Source organism: Rhodococcus huquni, assembly GCF_055231055.1.
This window is the reverse complement of record NZ_JBUYWE010000007.1, coordinates 82,566-100,033: the sequence shown is the minus strand read 5'-3', so window position 1 is coordinate 100,033 and position 17,468 is coordinate 82,566. Positions and strand designations below refer to the sequence as shown.

Below are 17,468 nucleotides of genomic sequence, written 5' to 3'. Positions count from 1 at the left end.
TTCACGAAATGCTCAATCTGGATGATCGGGGAATCGATATGACCCAGCTGGACGACGTACGAGCCGAGGCCGCTTCCTTCGATCTCGCAGATCGGTATCGCGCCGATTCCGGGCCGGTTCTGTTGACCGGTGTGCAGGCCATCGCGCGTCAGCTTGTGGAACAGCACGAACGCGACCACCGGGCCGGCCACAACATCGCCGCCTTCGTCTCCGGGTATCAGGGCAGCCCACTGGCCGGTCTCGATCGCACCATCGCCTCGATCTCCACTCTTTCGAGCGATCACGAGGTTCGTTTCGTTCCCGGCATGAACGAGGAACTGGCCGCGACCTCCGTATGGGGCAGCCAGGTGGATCTGCCGACGGGCGAGCGCACGCACGACGGCGTCACGGGCCACTGGTACGGGAAGGGGCCCGGCATCGACCGGGCATCGGATGCCATTCGGCACGCCACCATGTACGGCGCGCACCCGCGCGGCGGCGTGCTGGCCTGGGTCGGCGACGACCCGAACGCCAAGTCGTCCACCATTCCGTGCGCCAGCGAACGATCGATGGCCGCGATGGGCATGCCCGTGTTCTTCCCTCGAAACGCTGAAGAGGTGATCGCCTTCGGCCTGTACGGCGTGGCGCTGTCACGCCTGTCCGGCTGCTGGTCCGGCATCAAGATCGTCGCCGACGTGGCCGACGGGCTGTGGACGTTGGACCGCAACTTCGCGGACCTCGAGATCACCTCGCCGGAGCTCGAATGGAACGGCAAGCCGTGGTCGTACCGCCAGCGGATCATGGCGTCCCCGCCCGACAGCGTCCTCGCCGAGGCAGACCTCTACGGTCCCAGGTGGGCCATGGTCGAGGCGTTCAACGCGGCCAACGACATCGACCGTATCGAGGTGAACCCGACGGCTGCGTGGCTCGGAATCGTCGCCGTGGGAACCGCATACGACTCGCTGCGGCAGGCACTGCTCGACCTCGGGCTGGGCGACACGGACCTCGAAGATGCCGGCATCCGCATCCTGCGCGTCGGCATGCCGTACCCGCTGGGCGGCGCGAAGGTTCGCGAACTCGCGAGCGGTGTCGAGCAGGTCCTTGTCGTCGAGGAGAAGATGCCGTTCGTCGAGTCACAGCTCAAGGACATTCTGTACGGCGAGCAGGCCGCTCCGGTCGTGCTCGGCAAGAAGAACCAGCAGGGGCGACAGCTGGTTCCCGGCGACGGCGAGCTCACTGCGGCTCGTCTGGCCGGGCCGCTGCGCCGGGTTCTGAAGGATCGTGTGGCGATCACGCCGCCGCCTCCGCCGCGGCTCGAGCTGACGGTGTTGCCCACCTCGCGCACCCCGTACTTCTGCTCCGGCTGCCCGCACAACCGCTCGACTGCGGTTCCGGAAGGATCGATCGCCGGCGGCGGCATCGGTTGCCACACCCTCGTCACCATGTCGGGGCGTGAAGACAGTGCCGTCACCATGCTCACCCAGATGGGCGGCGAAGGCACGCAATGGATCGGCCAGGCCCCGTTCACGGACGTCGGACATATCTTCCAGAACGTCGGCGACGGAACGTACTTCCATTCCGGTCAGCTCGCCGTTCAGGCGTGCATCGCGGCCGGGGTCAACATCACCTACAAGATTCTCTACAACGCTGCCGTAGCGATGACCGGCGCCCAGGACGCCGAAGCGGGGCTCACCGTGCCGGAACTGACACACAAACTCGCGTCCGAGGGCGTGAAGCAGATCATCGTCTGCGCCGAAGAGCCCAAGCGGCACAAGGGAGCCCGCTTCGCCGACGGAACGCTTCTGTGGGATCGGACCCGACTCGACGAGGCGCAGCGCATGCTCCGCGATATCGAGGGCGTGACCGTCCTCATCTTCGACCAGCAGTGTGCAGCGGAAGCGCGGCGCAAGCGCAAGCGCGGCAAGCTGCCTGCTCGCCGGACCCGGGTCGTCATCAACGAAGCCGTGTGCGAGGGCTGCGGTGATTGCGGTGTGAAATCGAACTGCCTGTCGGTGCAACCGGTGGACACCGAGTTCGGCCGCAAGACGAAGATCGATCAGACCAGCTGCAACACCGACTACTCCTGCCTCGAGGGTGACTGCCCGTCCTTCGTGACGGTCGAGCTGCCGGAGGAAGGGGCACCGAAGAGCGAGCACGTGATTCCGACGCCGCCCCAGGTACCCGAGCCGGAGACGGACGTCTGGACCGGTTCCCACAGCCTCTTCATGGCGGGTGTGGGCGGAACCGGAATCGTCACGGTCAACCAGGTGCTCGGCATGGCCGCGCTCCGCGCCGGATTGCACGTGGAGGGGCTGGACCAGACCGGTCTCAGTCAGAAGGCAGGACCGGTCACTTCGCACCTTCGACTGAGTGATTCGAAGGTAGGTGGCAGCGCGCCGTCCAACCGCATCAGTCCGTCCACCGCCGACTGCATTCTGGCGTTCGACCTGCTCACCGCGGCGGATGCCAAGTACGCCAGCTTCGGCAACCGCGAGCGGACCGTCACGGTTGCGTCGACGAGCCGCACACCCACGGGCGACATGGTCTACGACCCGCAGGTTCGGCACCCCGACGAAGAGGAGCTGCTGGAGCGGCTCGACGTCTCGGCCCGTGAGCTGACGGAGATCGACGGACTCGCGGCCGCCAACGCCCTGTTCGGCAGCACGGCCGCAGCCAACTTCCTCCTCGTCGGCGCTGCGTATCAGGCAGGTGGACTACCTGTTCCGGCGCGCTTCATCGAGGAAGCACTCGAGATCAACGGTGTTGCAGTCGAATCGAACAAGGCAGCGTTCAGCTGGGGTCGCGTGGCGGTCGCCGATCGGGACGCGTTCATGCGAGCGACGAACTCTGCGATCGTGGCGCCGAGAAGCGACACCGTGGTGCCCGCGCACCTCTTTACGGGCACTGTCCTGACGGGTGTCACTCGCGAACTCGCCGAACGCCGCGCCGCCAACCTGGTTGCGTACCAGGGTGACCGCATCGCCGCTCAGTACATCTCGCTGGTCGAGCGCGCGTTCGTCGCGGAGCGGGCGGTCACCGAGCGGACCGAATTCAGTGAGGCCGTCGCAGCCGGGCTGCACAAGCTGACGTCCTACAAGGACGAATACGAGGTGGCGCGGATGCTGGTCGATCCCGCCTTCCTCGAAGCGACTGCAGCGGAGGTTCCAGGCGCCGGCAACCTCACGTACAAGTTGCACCCACCGATCCTCAAGGCGATGGGCCGCAAGAAGAAGATCGGGCTGGGTCCGCGCTCGCACGTAGCGATGCGGGCGCTCGCCAAGGGCAGGTTCCTCCGCGGAACACCGTTCGACCCGTTCGGTCACACCAAGATGCGCAAGCTCGAGCGTCAGTTGCTCGAGCACTACCGAACCGTCCTGGTCGGCCTGATCGACACCCTCGGCGTCGACTCGTACGAGTCGGCCACCCGAATCGCGGAGACGCCCGACCTCGTGCGCGGATACGAGGACGTCAAGCTTCGCAACGTCGCGCTCTACCTTCAGCGTCTCACCGAGCTCGGTGTGGACGTAACCCCCATCGATTCTCACCTCTGATCGGAAAGGTCACCCTGCAATGACTCTCGCTATCGAACGTCCGGTCGGAGTATTCGGACGGAACGATCTTCCGGACGATTGGGCGCACGAACAGGTCACGTACTTCCAGGACACGGAGACCGGGCTGCGCGCGATCGTCGCAATCCACGACACCACACTCGGGCCGGCGCTCGGAGGAACCCGCTTCTACCCGTACGACGACGAGGCCGTCGCCCTCACCGACGTGCTGCGGCTCTCTCGCGGTATGACCTACAAGTCCGCGATTGCCGGACTCGACCTCGGTGGCGGCAAGGCAGTCATCCTCGGGGATCCGGCGACGATGAAGACGGAGGCTCTGCTCGAGGCGTATGCACGCTTCGTGCAGACGCTAGGCGGCCGGTACATCACGGCCGGAGACGTGGGCACCAACTCGGACGACCTCGACGTGATGGGCCGAGTGACCGATCACGTCGTCGGCCGGAATGTGGCAGCGGGTGGCTCCGGGGACAGCGCCCCGATGACCGCGATGGGCGTCTTCCAGGCCATGCGGGCCGGCGCCCGAGCAGTCTGGGGAACACCGAGCCTCGCCGGACGCACCGTAGGTGTGGAGGGAGTCGGCAAGGTCGGCTACCAGCTCATCGAGCTGCTTGTCGCGGACGGTGCGTCCGTCGTCGCGAGTGACGTGAACCCGTCTGCACTCGAGCGGGTTGTCCACGATTTCCCCGACGTGCGGGCGGCGGGCACCATCATCGACCGCGACATCGACGTGTACGCACCGTGCGCGATGGGTGCGACGCTCACCGGCGGTTCCGTCGTCGACATCAGGGCGGCACTGATTTGCGGAGCTGCGAACAACCAGCTGGCCCACCCCGCAGTCGAGCGTCAACTCGCGGACCGCGGAATCACCTGGGTGCCCGATTACGTCGCCAACGGCGGCGGAATCATTCAGGTCGCCGGCGAGCGTGGGGCAGCGTCGACGGACGAGGTGCGAGCGCGGGTGGAGAAGATCTTCGATACCACCGTCGAGGTGCTGAACACTGCAAAGCGCGACGGCCTGCTCGCCGGGGCTGCAGCGGATGCGATCGCGGAGGCCCGGATCGGGCTCCGCCTGTGAGCGGTTGACGAGTCCCTGCACTCGTCGGCCGCTCACAGGGGAATAGGCTTGGGTCATGGAGACCGAGCTCGTCCGTTGGAGTGAGGACGACTCCGAGCTATCCGCAGTGTGGCGATCGACGAGTGGGGCACCGCCGCCGAAGTCGATTCGAGTGGCAGACGACTCCATGCGAGCCGACGAGGCTTATCGACTCGCTTGCGAGGGGACGGCTCTCCTGTGGCGGGGCGACTTTCAGAATGCGCGGCAACTGTCCGTGGCCATCGCAGCACGGGTCGATCGGAAGCCACGCAAGGGATCGGACGACCCGTCGACGGCATTTCACCTGCACCGTCAGACCCAGTCGCGGCGTGCGCGCATCCTCGGGATGCTCCTGATCGCCTTTGACGCAGATCAGTCGGTCCCGTTGCGTCGAGCGCCCGATACGCGTCAGGCGATGCTCGATGCGTACGGCCCGACCGATGTGCCCACCGTGTCGTCCCTACGGGACCTGCTCGGCGCGATCGGCGCGTACGAGTGGCGCAAGAAGGGTGTGGAGGTCCCCCAACTGGACGGACGAATTCATCCCGGCTACGGCGTCTTCTCGCCGATCCGCGGTGAGTACGTGGATCTGGTGGCGCAGGCGCCGCTACCGTCCACCGATCTGGCTTTCGACGTCGGCACCGGAACGGGGGTTCTCGCCGCGGTCCTCGCCAAGCGCGGGGTGCGCCGAATAGTCGCGACCGATCTCGATCCGAACGCCCTCGAGTGCGCACGATCGAACATCGAGCGACTCGGCTACTCCGATGTCGTCGCGGTGGAGGAAGCCGACCTCTTTCCTGCCGGCCGCGCGCCGCTGGTCGTGTGCAACCCGCCGTGGATTCCGGCGAAACCGACGTCGCCGATCGAGCGTGCCGTGTACGACCCCGGCAGCTCGATGCTCCGCGGGTTCCTGGGAGGACTGCCCGCGCATCTCGAGTCCGGTGGTGAGGGCTGGCTGATTCTGTCGGATCTGGCCGAACTCCTCGAATTGCGTTCGCGCCCGGAACTGCTGAGATGGATCGAGGAGTCCGGACTCGCGGTCGTCGACCGGCTGGACGTACGGCCGACCCATCGGAAGGCGACCGCACGCACCGACGTCCTGCACGAGGCCCGAAGCCGCGAAACAACGTCACTATGGCGGCTCCGCCGCCTGTGAGTGGCCTGCGAGTCCTTGGACTCGTCAACCGCTCACGGGGGTACCCTATGTGCATAATGCACATCGGTGAAGGAGTGATTGCACGTGGCAGACGCGGACGAACCGCTTGCCGCTCTCGAGTACGAAATGATGCTGCTCTCGCGTCATTCGCTCATGGCACGCCAGCATCGCAAGGGGCAGGTACTCGAGCGATCCGCTTACGTTCTACTCAGCAGGCTGGAGCTCGAATCTCCGATGAGCCTGAAGGAACTGTCGGAGGCGTTGCGTCTCGACATCTCGACCATCAATCGGCAGGTCCGCTCGATGGTCGATCAAACATTGGTCGAAGGCATCATCGACCCGGACGGTGGAGCGGCGCGCAAGTTCGTTGCGACCCCGCGTGGTCTGAAAATGCTGCGAGCGGACAGGGCGATGTCGACGGACGGCCTGGGGCGGGTGGTCGAAGAATGGGACGCGGCCGAGACCGAAAAGTTTCTCCACCTGTTGACGACCTTCAATCGGTCCGTCGAGAACCTGGAAGACAACGAGTGGCCGCGCCCGACTCACCCCTAACACGCGGCAGTCATGCGATGGAGAACTTCCTCGTACAACCTGCCCGGCGAGGCAGGAAACACTGAGACGTAGTCGGTTGCACGGTGTACGTACCGGCCGTCGCCCACGATGTCGATCCAGCTGAACTCGTCCACGAGCGGTTCGGTCAGGCACGCCCGTGGTCCTCGAATACAGATGTAGCCGACGCCGGCCCGGGGCTGCGAGAGCAGTCGTCGAATCTCTACCGCTGGCGAGTCGACCGTGCTCTGCAGAATCGAAGAGCCGGTGCGCGGCCCGATGTCGTCGCGATGCGCCGACAACGGACCGAGTCGCCCCGCCGAACAGGCGGGAAGTTCGCCGACCAGTTCGAGTGCGAGAGCGGCACGGCTGCGTGTGATTCCGTCATCGCTGACGGACACGAGAATGTCCCCGTCTCCATCGGGGATCGATAGCTGCTCCGCCAAGACGGCAACGCCGTTCTTGACGCATCCACGGCGTCTGATGCGGCCGGTCTCGCCGTATCTGCCGTAGACGGACACCGACAGGTCCGGATACCGGAGTGCAGTGATGCAGTCGGCGAGGTTGTCGTCTTTCGAGGCGTTCCACCAGGACTGCAAAGAACGCGTCTCGTTGCCCTGATCTTCCTCGGTGACGGCCGTGGTCCGATAGCGCAGCGGATACGGCATCCGGTCGAGATCGGTTGCCTCCCACAACGTCATGAACTGGGCCGCGGTGAGATGCCAACCCATCAGCTGAGTACCGGCGGCCCGACGGGAGCGATGCGCCCGATCAGTTCGTTGCCGTTGTCGACGTTCACGAGGTAGCTGGGTGTCCTGTGTTCCGTGTCTGGATCACCCCTGCGAGCGCCGCGGCCACCGGCAGCCATCATGTGACTGCCCGCTCCTGCAGCCGTGCGTGGCGCCTGCGTGGACGATGACGTAGTACCCGCCGATACCGAAGCTGCGGAACTGTTGGGTGCCACGGGGATCGGTCTGGATGGCGCGACCGCCTCACCGTGTCTGGAACTGGGTGCACCTACGTCAGACGGGCGGCCACCTGTCCTCCCGACGGAGCCGGCAGCACGGGTTGGTGTGGCGGCAGCAGCGGTCGGCTGAACTGCCGTCGGTGTCGGTCCGTGTTCAGCTGATCGAGGGGAGATGGGCGGTGCGGATTCGGTGTATCCGGTCGCACCGCTACCGAGGGCCGGTGCGGCGGGCGCGCTGTGTACGACGGTGCTGGTGTGGGTGGTGGTTGTCGAGCCGACGACCGGCGCGGCAACCGGTTGTGGGTCGACTGGGATGTCTGGGCCGGCGAGGGTCGTTGTGACGGAAACCGAAGCGGGCGCAGTGCTGCGCACTGCGGGCGCGGGGTGAACTTCGACCGACTGTGGCGGTGCCTCCGGGGTCTGGATCGTCCGGTCGACAGCAGGCGCTGGTGGTGATTCGACGGTTGTCGATACCTGGGACGAGAAGACCTGTGGTGCAGGCAGAAACGGGACGTCGGTGCCTGCTGCGCGGTAAAGCGGCGAGTACAGATTGGTGAGGGCGAGCGCGGCTGCCAGACGGGCATCCTCATTTTCCTCGTACGCAGTCTGCTGCCGGGCGCCGCTGAGCGACATGACTGCCGAAGAATCTGGAGGAGGCACAGCTGCCCGGACGGCGTCGAGGCCGTCGTGAACCTGATGAAGCTTGACGCCGATGACGTTGATGGCTTCTCTGAGCTCTATCCCATGCTCACCCAACCGGTCGACTGCGGAATTCGCGGCCTCGGCTGCCCGACCCTCCCAGTGCGCACGGATGGTCGCTTTCAAGAAGGCCACGCCAAGACCGAAGGGAATCAAGGCCGCGACGTCGTTGTACGTTTCCGCAAGCAGACGGATGCGGGAGCCGTCGATGGACCGGACGGCTTCGTACATTCGGACGTGATCCCAACTGGAGAAGTTCTCGGCCGTCGTCACATACGGGGGATCGGTCTCGCCTCCCAGCCGTTCGGAGACGATGTCTGTGGTCCTCGCCAACCGCAGATTCCTGAGCGACGTCTCGATCATCTGCCGCTCCCCTCGAGAGAGACGAGGACCTGCCGAATGTCACTGTCCGCGGCGGCGTACGAATCACCGCCGTCGGAGAAGGACTCCCTCAACCGAACAACTGCATCCCGGTATTGGCGCAATCGCTCGAGGACGGAGTCCGGGCCACCGGCGCCCTTCGACTGGAACCCGGCCTGAAGTTCGACGGCCGACGGAAAGTCGCCGAATCCCGAGATGGTCGTCAGATCCTCGGCCCTCTTCAGTGCCAGGTCGAGTTGATCGAGCATCCCGTCGCATACGTTCTGACACTTCACCATTGCGTCCGTCTCCAGACGCACCGATTTCGACATTCCCACCCCCGAATAGGACGAACCCCGCGTTGCCAGTGATGTTACGGGCGCCCGCAGACGTCGGCCCCTTCGAGAAGGGCGGGTGTGCACAGACCGAATTCCGACAAAGATCTGTGGACAACTCGGTGTAGGCCTAATGTCCGATGGGGGTCACTGGTCGTCGAAGAGTGTGGGCTCGTTGGGCTGTCTCTCGTTTTGTTGCCCGGGATCGGCGGAGTCACCCTCGCCGGGCAGCACGACCGTGCGCAGGGCCTCGCGGAGAAGATCCATGATCGCCCGCCACGACACGGCTTGCGCTTCGAAAGCGTCCCGCATCGAGAGATCTTCGTCTTCTGCCGCGAGCTTGGACGACTGCTGCAACTGGCTCTGCCACTGGTGGGCGAGGTTGAGCAGCTGCAGAATTCGGTCGCGGTCGTGGCCGCACACCTTTGCGACCACGGAGACATCCAAATTGCCCTCGCCCCGGGGATCGAGGTGAAACAGGGTCAGAAGCTCGGTGGGGATCTTCTCCGAAGTCAGGTCGATCTCCGACGACGACGCACCGGTCTGATCGAAGAAGGGTGTGCCTCCGAACTTCTTGGCGAAGCTGTCGTCCACGGTGCGTAGGAACTCGGAGAACATGTGGCACAGATCGGTGAGATGTTTGGGCACGAAGGGGTTGGCCTGCATCTCGAGGAACGCAGAGAGGCGATCATCGACCAAGACGAACTTGATGCGGGACCACGTCCGATTGAGATCGGCGACCAACTCGGTGGCCCGCGTCCGGTTGGTGATGTTGTCCACCAGCGGGGCGAACAGCTGGACGTCGAGCGAGTCGGCCAACTGGCCGACGAACATGATGGCGTTTCCGACACGCACCGGGATATCGCCGTCGGGGTCGTGCTGCGGCGCGACACCCAGCACCGAGACGAGGGTTCGGGATACGAGTTCCCGCACGTGGGCGGCATCGTTCGGTGTGATTGCCGTGTCGGGAGACAGTTCGGGGACGAGTGCTGCGGCGGCTGTGGTCACTTCGAATGCGGGGACAGCTTCGTTGCCCGACTCCACACTTGCGAGGAACGCCGGGTGAGTCACACCCCACACGTCGCGAAACGCTGCGACCGACATGGCTGCCAATTGGTCCGACCACGACTGCTTCTTGTCGACATAGAAGGACGGCGAACCCTCGTCGTCGTCCACCTCGGGGCCGTGCGTGGGGGGAGACCAGCCGAGCTGAGTGAGGTATTGCTGATCGGTGTCGCTGAGCGCACGAGAAGGGTGGACGAAATGGTTGGAGGGAACCTCGCACCTGACCGTGTCCGTATCCCACACCAGATACTGGATGTACGGCATGGGCCGTTCCGGATCGACCTCTTCGAACCCCGACTCGAGGATGAGCAGATCGTCCTGCTCCATCAGAGCGAGGTGGTCGGCGAGACGGCGCTGGAAGTCGGCCCAGGCGTGATTGACGCTCGTATCCAGGTCGAACCGGCTCACGTCGAACTCTGCGTCGGACACCGCCACACCTCCTTAGTGGAGACACCACGTTAGTGGTCGCCGCCGACAGGAGTGGAATCGGCCGCGTGTCAGCGCGCCTGCCCCGCGGGTAGAACCCCGATCACGCTGTTGAGCACATCGAGTAGGTCCCAGGAGGTGCCCGGTTGCACCGTCACCGTGTCGCTACCGAAGACGATGTACCGGCCGTCCCGGTCGATGTCCCGCCAGGCAGCACCGCCACGGAAGGCGCTCGAGTGCCGTGGACCGTGGACGACTTTCACAACCCCCTCGCCGACGGTCGGGCGGTCCAGCAGGTCGGCGACCGGTCGAAGGATATGTGTGGCCTCGGGCCGTCGTAGGAGGCGCCCGCCCGAAGTGGAATCGGCACCGCGACGAAACTGCGCGCCCCGATATCTACCGGCCTCGGTGACGGGGATCTGTGCGAGCACCTGCCGGGCCACGTCGTAAGGCTCGCAACCGAGCATCACCACGTCACCGCCTGCGCGTGGGCCAGGCCCTGGATGCTGGAGTGCCACGACACCGTGGTGCCGGTTCATCGCGCCCACGATGCGGAGAGGTAGCTCGCCCGTCGAGCCGGACAACTCGATACGGATGTCGGGTTCGGCCAAGAGCAGGAAGGCGGCGGCGAGCACGTCGTGTTCGGGACCACCGAAGGACTCCCGAATGTGGTGCTGTTGCTCCGCGTACTCCTCGGCCGAAGTGAGGACACTGGGAAGGTCGAACGGGAAGGGCGTCCGGTCCTGGCCGGTGCGCGCCCACAGCGCCGAGAACTGTGCACTCGACAGCGCCCAACTACCCACGGGTCGACCTGCTCACCGCTACTGCCCGATGACCGAAGGTGATGCGGGAGGCAGCTTGCCGACCACGGCGCTGCCCTCGTCGACCTCGACGAGGAAGGTGAGCGGTTCGGTGTCGTCGTCTTCGGATTCCTCGGCAGGTGCTCCGGTCGAGGCTTCGGCGGCGCGATGCGCGCCCACCACTTGCCCTGCGTAGTGCGCGGCGCCGCTGCCGAGCGCGCCGGCCATCGCGCCGAGCGCCATCGAACTTCCTGCCATCGATCCACCGGCTCCGGGGGCGGCGGCGACGTTTTCCTGTCCGCTCGGCGCGTCCCGATGTCCCTCCGCGTTCTCGGGAACGCCGGCCGGGTCGACAGGACCTGCATCGCGCCAGGGGATTCCGTGAACTCCGTCCGGTCCCACATCCTGTCCGGACGATGCGAGTACCGATGCGGACGAGGTCGCTGCGGGGGAGTCCTCGAGATCGGGCAGCTGTGCGACAGCATGCTGAACAGCTGGGTGGTAAGTGGATTCGAGCCCGACCTTCGCGGCCTGCTCGGACTCGTGTGCCGCTTCGTCCGAATCCCACATCCACGGCATGGAGCGGATCCACCCCTCGGCCCGGTCGTTGGGCGCCGGAATCATCGATCGCGCAGACTCGGCGCCCGACGCGGCATGCTCGACGGCTGCACCGACATCGGTGAAACTACTGCCGACGTGTTCCGCGGACTGTGCGTATCGATCCACCGATGCACCGGCCGAGTGTGCAGCCTCGCCGGACCAGCCGGCGGTGAGTGCGGCGTTCACGGATTCCCGGAAGGCCGTCACCGACGCGTCGAACTCCGCACCGATACTCTTCCACGCATCGGAAACCGCAGCGGCAGTGGCGGGTTCGACCGAATCCACCGCGCTCTTGATCGCGTGGTGATCCCACGCGATGTGATGAACGTTCTCCATCCCCGACCTTCCATTCCGGACGACTCGTCCCGGAATGGAATCCCCCCAGTCCGGCGGTACGCCACCCTACACAGGCAGTCGACCGGGAGGTGTCTAGCGTCCTGGCCGGGTGGTGATCGGCGGCATCGTGATCGTCGGTGGGGCCGTCGAACCGTCGGTCTCGTCGGCGTCCACAGTGTCTTCGAAGTCCGCGTCGGGCTCGGTGCCCGAAGTGTCTTCCTCGGCGACGGCGGCGGCCTGCTCGTGTTCGAGGGATTCCGGCTCCACCGGATCGGCAGTCACGTCGGGAGTCGGCGTGGGAGTCGTTTCGGCGGGCGCAGGGGACTCCGAGGTTTCGGGAGCAGGCGCCGGGCCTGGTGCGGGGGTAGGAGTCGTGGTCGACGGCTTGGGTGTGGTGGATGCGGCAACCTGCCAAGTCGGTGATGGCGGGACGACGGCCTGCCCGGCCGTATCGGCTAGCGGAACGCTTGCCTGCTGCAATCCCACCTGAATCAGCGGGGGAGCCTCCACGGTCTTGGAGTCCGCACCGAACGCGCCACCCACGGCTCCCACCAGGATCCCCGAGACCACGGAAAACGCCGCGACACCCAGCGCCCCGAGCGCCACAGTCCTGTCTTTCATTCGCTACCCGTCGTCGGCGTTCAAGTCGCGTACACCTTAGGGCGCACTCGGCCCGGATTCACCATCGTTGCGAGTAGGTGTGACGACCGTCGCGTTCACATCGGGTTAGCGGAATGCTTGCCTGCGGTGGACTGACGCAGTGAGCACCGAGGCGGGTACGGCCCACGGCCCCTATCGGACCGTCGAGTTACGCGACGGCCAAGCGTGCCGAGGTGAGTCGACTAACGTACTCGCCGATCTCGGTGATTGCGCGAGACGCTTCAGGAACGAAGCCGGCCGCAGCCTGGAAGACATGCACTTGGCGTTCCCAGATCTGCAGTTCGCAAGGCACACCCGACGCTGCCAGGCGCTCGGCCATGAGTTCCGCATCGGCGAATGTCATTTCCTCGGAGCCGGTCTGGATCAGAGCCGGTGGCATGTCGACGAGTTCGTCGTCCACCGGTGAGATGGACGGCTCGGAGGCGCTGCGAGTGTCGAGTTCCTCGATGAGGGTGGACAGGACCGGGACCGCCTTTCGGGGAAAGACCGCACACTTCGCTGCATTCGGGTGCGCGAGCTTTCGACTCGGGTCGAGGTCGGTCAACGGTGACAGGGCAACGTTCGCAGCAGGCCGCGGCAATCCCTGTCGCATGGCCTCGAGAGTCACGGCGAAGGTGAGGAATCCGCCGGCCGAATCTCCGGCGATCACGATGCGGTCCGGGGTGTACCCGTGGGCGAGGAGCCATCGGTAACCGTCGACTCCGTCGTCGATCGCCGCGCGTACGGGGTCACGCGGAATCATCCGGTAGGCGACGTTGAGGACGCGGGCGTCAGCCGCCACCGCGATTCGGGACACCAACTGGCGGTGCGTGTTGATCCCACAACAGAGAAAGGCTCCGCCGTGCAGGTAGAGAATCGCGCGGTCACCGCTGGAACCGGTCGGCTGGATCCACTCCGCCGGGCAGTGCGCGAGCTCGACGTTTCGGCGCACGGTGCCCCGCATCGGAGGGAGCGAGCGACCGGCCATATCCACCAACTCGGTAGGCCACGGAAGCCCGGGACGCCGCGCCCAGGTGTCCAGGAACGGCTTCACGGTGCGACGCAGCAGCCCGGCGAGCACTTGTGCTTGAGGGGAAGTGCCGGTGAACACCTGGCGAGTGAGGGGAAACGGTGTGGGACACAGCTCGAATGCAGAGGTTGTCATCGCCCTCTCCGTTCTGGTCGTGTTGCCTATGATCGCCACCCAATTCGTTCTACGACAATTACATCGAATCCTGGTCCCCGGACGCTACAACCGGAGACCGATTCGCGTGGTCGTCGTGATGGGAAAGTGATCGTTTTCAACCAAAAGCCGAGGTCGGGCACAACCTGGTTATCGATTCGATACGCCCCGTTGGGGCGATTAGACCGAATTCAGCGTGTGGAAGCGTCCGTTGTGGACTCTTCGTGCAGGTACTCGAGCAGTTCCCGTTCGGCGGAGACGAACTCGGATGACGTCATCACCTCGAGGGTTCGGGGGCGCGGAAGGTCGATCGTGACTTCCTTCCGGACCGCGGCCGGCCGCGAAGACAGCACGATCACCCGGTCCGAGAGGTAGACCGCCTCGCGAATGTCGTGGGTGATCATCAGAACCGTCCATCGGTACCGCTGCCAGACCTGTTGCAGCCAGTTCTGCATCTCGGTGCGGGTCAACGAGTCCAAGGCGCCGAACGGCTCGTCGAGTAGCAGCAGCGGCAACTCCTGGACCACGGTGCGAAGCATCGCTGCGCGTTGGCGCATCCCGCCCGACAGCTGGGACGGCCGTGCGTCCTCGAAGCCCGACAGTCCGAATGTGGGAAAGAGGGCCCGCGCCCGTTCGCGTGCCACTTGGCGTGAGATTCCTCTGACCTCGAGACCCAGAGTGGTGTTGTCCAGAACCGTGCGCCACGGAAACAGCAGATCCTTCTGTGGCATGTACGCACTTTTCGACGGGCCGCGACCGGCGGGCTGGACGGCCTCACTGCCGATCTCGATGGTGCCTCCGTCCGGGGAATCCAAGCCGGCAAGGACGTTGAACAGCGTGCTCTTCCCGCACCCGGACGGTCCGATGATCGACACGAACTCACCCGGCGACGCTGTGAACGAGACGTCGGTCAGCACTGGCCGTGACCCCGAACGTGTCGAGTAGGCCTTCGTCAGGTCGGATACCTGCACGCGCGCACTGTCACTCACTTCCGGCTCCTCTCGTCCCGCGCCCACGGCGCGACCACGCGTTCGAGAGCGAAGGTCAGAAGATAGAGAGTGACGCTGATGACGGCTGTCACGAGGACTGCGGCGAGCACCAGATCGGTGCGGAAGGAGTTCTTCTGCATCGCCATGTAGATACCGAGTCCTTCTGTGGCACCGACGTACTCGGCGAAGACGGCACCCACGACGGCATAGGTGATTCCGATCCGAAGGGCGGTGAAGAAACGGGGGATGGCGGACGGCATTCGCACGTAACGAAACTCCTGCCAACGTGAGGCCCCCATGCTTCGGAGGAGCGCCCCCGCCTCACGATCGGCTGCCGCGAATCCCTCGATCAGGCCGATGGTCATGGGGAAGAAGGTCGCCAAGGCGATCACGAGGATCTTGGGTAGGAGCCCGAATCCGAACCAGATGATCATGAGGGGAGCGATGGCGATGATCGGCAGCGTCTGTGAAATGACGAAGAGAGGCAACAGAGCCCGGCGCAGCCACGGCGAGAAGTCGGCGGTCACCGCGAACGCCCAGGCGCACACCAATGAGACCGCAAACCCGAGCAGCGTCACCTCGAGAGTCGCGGAGGCGTGTACCGCCAGGTTGTCCCGATCCGACCAGCCCTGTTCGAGCACGCGCACCGGTGAGGGCAGCACCTGCGGGCGAATTCCGGAGATCGTGACGTACGCCTGCCACAGGGCTACGAGAGCGAGGCCTGCGACCAACGCGGGCAGGACCGCTCGAACCGGCCACGATCCCGGTTCGAGCGGAGCGTCGTCCATTTCCGTCGTGCGCGTGGTGACTACCGACATCAGGATGCGGGCAGGTAGTCGTTGGTGAAGTACGTGGACCAGTCGGGCTCGGCGTCGAGGGGTGAGCCGTCGGGTCCGGTCAGAAGCCCGTGATCGAACAGGAACTTCGAATATCCGGTCCACTTCTCGAGGGTTTGGGGACCCACTTTTCCGGCCTCGTCACGCATGTAGTCGGACGACAACATGCGTTGACTCTCGTAGACCAGGTCTTCGTCCGTGAACGCGCCCGGATTGGCTGTGATCAGGTCTTTCGCCGCCGCGTCCGGGTGATCGGCCGCGAACTGGTAGCCGCGTTGCAGCGCAGCCACGAACTTGTGGGCCTGTTCGGGATGCGCGTCGAGCCACGGCCGGTTCGCTTCGATGATCAGCGCATATGCATCGGGGAAGCCGTAGTCGGTGTAGTCGAAATACCTCATCGGAGTGCCGCGGTGCTCGGCTTCGACGCCTTCCCAGGCGAAGAACGACACCGTGAAGTCGGCTTCACCCGAGTACACGGCCTCGTACGCGGAGGTGCCGAGCGTGACCGTCTCGAACTCGCCTTTGCCGCCGTCGTTTCTGATGATCTGCCGTAACGTCTCGGCGGCGTCGGCGTCGCCGAACCCCGCGAACACCTTCCCGTCGAGATCGCGCGGGCGGGTGATGTCCGGACGGTCGGCCTTCACCGCGATGCCGGTTGCCCAGTGCTGCAGCGGCGCCATGACGGAGACCGTTTGCGCGCCTGCTGCTTTCGAGAAGGTGGACGAACTCTGGAAGCCGACCCCGAACTCGGCATTTCCCGAGTCGACGAGGGTATCCGGCGAGGTGCTGTTGTACGGCAGTACTTGCACGTCGAGGCCCGCGTCGGCGAAATAGCCCTCTTGCAGGGCGACGTACAGCCCGGTGTGGTTGGTGTTGGGGGTCCAGTCGAGGGCGAAGCGGACGGTGTTCGGCGACTGCTCCGTACCGCAGCCGGCAAGGGCGCCCATCGCAGCGACGGCGACCAGTGCAACAGCGGCAATTCGACGGATCGTCGATGCGGCCCTCACGACGCGGGCCAGGACTGGGGGTGGAGCGGCGCGTCCCAGAACATCAGTTCGTACCGGGCAGCGACCACGAAAGCCTCGAGCATGGCGCCGCGCACCTCATCGGTAGCCGCAGCGGCGGCATCGTCGACCAGTTCACGGGCTTTGGCGACCTCGAGGTGAAACTCCTCTGCGTCGTACGTCGTGACCCACCGCGCGTACGGATGAGAAGGATCGGCCGCGAGTACGTCGTGCGCACGGGCCGCAAGTCGTCGGCCGACGTCGGCGTAGATCCAGAAGCAGGGTAAAGCTGCCGCAGCTGCGACCGCGTAAGGCTCGGTGGCCGCGGTGGCAGTCAGGTAGGAGGTGTACGCGAGGCACGCCGGTGTGGGCTGTGGTTCCACATCGGACTCCGGCAGTGTTCCGCTGGTCAGTAGCTCTCGGTGCAGTGCGGCCTCGACGGTGGCGGACTCCACGGCGGCGCCGGCCCAGAATCCGGTCGCTTCGGGAGTCGGCGCATGGGCGGCAACGAGAGCAAGCGTCTTCGCGTACTGGGTCAGGTACAGGAAATCCTGTTCGATATAGGTGCGGAACACCTCGAGCGGCAGCGTGCCGTCACCGAGACGCCGCAGAAATTCGAGATCGTCGATCCCGGCGCGGACCACTTTCGCCGCATCCCAGAGACGATCGGTGAAACGGGGCGACCCCGCCACCTCCGTATGGACAGACGTATTCACAGCTTCGACATCCCTTCGTCAGCATTACCTGAGCAGGTTCCCGGGTGTGATCTCAGCCCCGCATGTGCGGAGCACCCCGTGTCAGAACGAGGAGACCATAGCAGCCGGCGGCTCGCCAGCGCTCCTGCGAGCCCGAGAGTTGGTAGGTTGGCGAGAAGATTCCTGTA

Annotated in this window: 16 protein-coding genes and 1 riboswitch; of the genes, 4 read left to right on the top strand and 12 right to left on the bottom strand. The window is 65.3% G+C overall.

Annotation, left to right across the window (positions count from 1 at the left end; genetic code table 11):
* The first annotated feature begins 38 nt into the window (after positions 1–38).
* From ACZI8R_RS14470 to ACZI8R_RS14455, 4 genes are all read left to right on the top strand, one after another.
* A complete protein-coding gene (locus tag ACZI8R_RS14470) occupies positions 39–3,530 on the top strand; it encodes an indolepyruvate ferredoxin oxidoreductase family protein (RefSeq protein WP_463380332.1) in 3,492 nt (1,163 codons plus the stop codon).
* 19 nt (positions 3,531–3,549) lie between these two features.
* Positions 3,550–4,623 (top strand): Glu/Leu/Phe/Val family dehydrogenase, encoded by a 1,074-nt coding sequence (locus ACZI8R_RS14465; RefSeq protein ID WP_463380330.1) that lies wholly within the window; start codon positions 3,550–3,552, stop codon positions 4,621–4,623.
* Positions 4,624–4,678: 55 nt separating this feature from the next.
* The gene (locus ACZI8R_RS14460) at positions 4,679–5,797 is read left to right on the top strand and encodes a 50S ribosomal protein L11 methyltransferase (protein WP_463380329.1); all 1,119 of its coding nucleotides are present in this window, start codon (positions 4,679–4,681) and stop codon (positions 5,795–5,797) included.
* 84 nt (positions 5,798–5,881) lie between these two features.
* Positions 5,882–6,349, top strand: coding sequence for a MarR family winged helix-turn-helix transcriptional regulator (locus ACZI8R_RS14455; RefSeq protein WP_463380328.1), 468 nt, complete (start codon positions 5,882–5,884; stop codon positions 6,347–6,349).
* Here ACZI8R_RS14455 and ACZI8R_RS14450 read toward each other — a convergent pair.
* The 12 genes from ACZI8R_RS14450 to ACZI8R_RS14395 form a co-directional block, all read right to left on the bottom strand.
* A complete protein-coding gene (locus ACZI8R_RS14450) occupies positions 6,346–7,077 on the bottom strand; it encodes an ESX secretion-associated protein EspG (RefSeq protein WP_463380327.1) in 732 nt (243 codons plus the stop codon). The two genes, ACZI8R_RS14455 and ACZI8R_RS14450, sit on opposite strands and share 4 nt — an antisense overlap.
* On the bottom strand, positions 7,077–8,375 hold the full coding sequence (locus tag ACZI8R_RS14445) for a hypothetical protein (protein WP_463380326.1): 1,299 nt from the start codon (positions 8,373–8,375) through the stop codon (positions 7,077–7,079). The genes ACZI8R_RS14450 and ACZI8R_RS14445 overlap by 1 nt, the downstream gene beginning before the upstream one ends.
* On the bottom strand, positions 8,372–8,704 hold the full coding sequence (locus tag ACZI8R_RS14440) for a hypothetical protein (RefSeq protein WP_463380451.1): 333 nt from the start codon (positions 8,702–8,704) through the stop codon (positions 8,372–8,374). The genes ACZI8R_RS14445 and ACZI8R_RS14440 overlap by 4 nt, the downstream gene beginning before the upstream one ends.
* A 150-nt stretch (positions 8,705–8,854) precedes the next feature.
* Positions 8,855–10,201, bottom strand: a complete 1,347-nt coding sequence (locus ACZI8R_RS14435; protein WP_463380325.1) for a T3SS (YopN, CesT) and YbjN peptide-binding chaperone 1 — start codon at positions 10,199–10,201, stop codon at positions 8,855–8,857.
* A gap of 68 nt (positions 10,202–10,269) precedes the next feature.
* Positions 10,270–11,001: an ESX secretion-associated protein EspG gene (locus tag ACZI8R_RS14430; RefSeq protein WP_463380324.1), complete on the bottom strand. Its 732-nt coding sequence runs from the start codon at positions 10,999–11,001 to the stop codon at positions 10,270–10,272.
* A gap of 18 nt (positions 11,002–11,019) precedes the next feature.
* Positions 11,020–11,934 carry a PPE domain-containing protein gene (locus ACZI8R_RS14425; RefSeq protein WP_463380323.1) on the bottom strand — a complete coding sequence of 305 codons (915 nt, stop codon included), beginning with the start codon at positions 11,932–11,934 and terminating at the stop codon, positions 11,020–11,022.
* Positions 11,935–12,027: 93 nt separating this feature from the next.
* The gene (locus ACZI8R_RS14420) at positions 12,028–12,555 is read right to left on the bottom strand and encodes a hypothetical protein (RefSeq protein WP_463380322.1); all 528 of its coding nucleotides are present in this window, start codon (positions 12,553–12,555) and stop codon (positions 12,028–12,030) included.
* Positions 12,556–12,742: 187 nt separating this feature from the next.
* Positions 12,743–13,738 carry an alpha/beta hydrolase gene (locus ACZI8R_RS14415; protein WP_463380321.1) on the bottom strand — a complete coding sequence of 332 codons (996 nt, stop codon included), beginning with the start codon at positions 13,736–13,738 and terminating at the stop codon, positions 12,743–12,745.
* 209 nt (positions 13,739–13,947) lie between these two features.
* On the bottom strand, positions 13,948–14,745 hold the full coding sequence (locus ACZI8R_RS14410) for an ABC transporter ATP-binding protein (RefSeq protein ID WP_463380320.1): 798 nt from the start codon (positions 14,743–14,745) through the stop codon (positions 13,948–13,950).
* A complete protein-coding gene (locus ACZI8R_RS14405) occupies positions 14,742–15,533 on the bottom strand; it encodes an ABC transporter permease (RefSeq protein ID WP_463380450.1) in 792 nt (263 codons plus the stop codon). Before ACZI8R_RS14405 ends, ACZI8R_RS14410 begins: the two co-directional genes overlap by 4 nt.
* A 29-nt stretch (positions 15,534–15,562) precedes the next feature.
* The gene (locus ACZI8R_RS14400) at positions 15,563–16,528 is read right to left on the bottom strand and encodes an ABC transporter substrate-binding protein (RefSeq protein WP_463380449.1); all 966 of its coding nucleotides are present in this window, start codon (positions 16,526–16,528) and stop codon (positions 15,563–15,565) included.
* Positions 16,529–16,584: 56 nt separating this feature from the next.
* The gene (locus tag ACZI8R_RS14395; RefSeq protein WP_463380319.1) at positions 16,585–17,301 is read right to left on the bottom strand and encodes a TenA family protein; all 717 of its coding nucleotides are present in this window, start codon (positions 17,299–17,301) and stop codon (positions 16,585–16,587) included.
* A riboswitch (TPP riboswitch) is annotated at positions 17,295–17,390 on the bottom strand. Its footprint overlaps the gene before it by 7 nt.
* Positions 17,391–17,468: the final 78 nt, after the last annotated feature.

Excerpts from the sequence above, each read along its gene's own strand:
- ACZI8R_RS14470 (WP_463380332.1), top strand. The coding sequence starts at position 39 with ATGACCCAGCTGGACGACGTACGAGCCGAGGCCGCTTCCTTCGATCTC.
- ACZI8R_RS14465 (WP_463380330.1), top strand. The coding sequence starts at position 3,550 with ATGACTCTCGCTATCGAACGTCCGGTCGGAGTATTCGGACGGAACGAT.
- ACZI8R_RS14460 (WP_463380329.1), top strand. The coding sequence starts at position 4,679 with ATGGAGACCGAGCTCGTCCGTTGGAGTGAGGACGACTCCGAGCTATCC.
- ACZI8R_RS14450 (WP_463380327.1), bottom strand. The coding sequence starts at position 7,077 with ATGGGTTGGCATCTCACCGCGGCCCAGTTCATGACGTTGTGGGAGGCA.
- ACZI8R_RS14445 (WP_463380326.1), bottom strand. The coding sequence starts at position 8,375 with ATGATCGAGACGTCGCTCAGGAATCTGCGGTTGGCGAGGACCACAGAC.
- ACZI8R_RS14440 (WP_463380451.1), bottom strand. The coding sequence starts at position 8,704 with ATGTCGAAATCGGTGCGTCTGGAGACGGACGCAATGGTGAAGTGTCAG.
- ACZI8R_RS14425 (WP_463380323.1), bottom strand. The coding sequence starts at position 11,934 with ATGGAGAACGTTCATCACATCGCGTGGGATCACCACGCGATCAAGAGC.
- ACZI8R_RS14420 (WP_463380322.1), bottom strand. The coding sequence starts at position 12,555 with ATGAAAGACAGGACTGTGGCGCTCGGGGCGCTGGGTGTCGCGGCGTTT.
- ACZI8R_RS14415 (WP_463380321.1), bottom strand. The coding sequence starts at position 13,738 with ATGACAACCTCTGCATTCGAGCTGTGTCCCACACCGTTTCCCCTCACT.
- ACZI8R_RS14405 (WP_463380450.1), bottom strand. The coding sequence starts at position 15,533 with ATGGACGACGCTCCGCTCGAACCGGGATCGTGGCCGGTTCGAGCGGTC.
- ACZI8R_RS14400 (WP_463380449.1), bottom strand. The coding sequence starts at position 16,528 with ATGGGCGCCCTTGCCGGCTGCGGTACGGAGCAGTCGCCGAACACCGTC.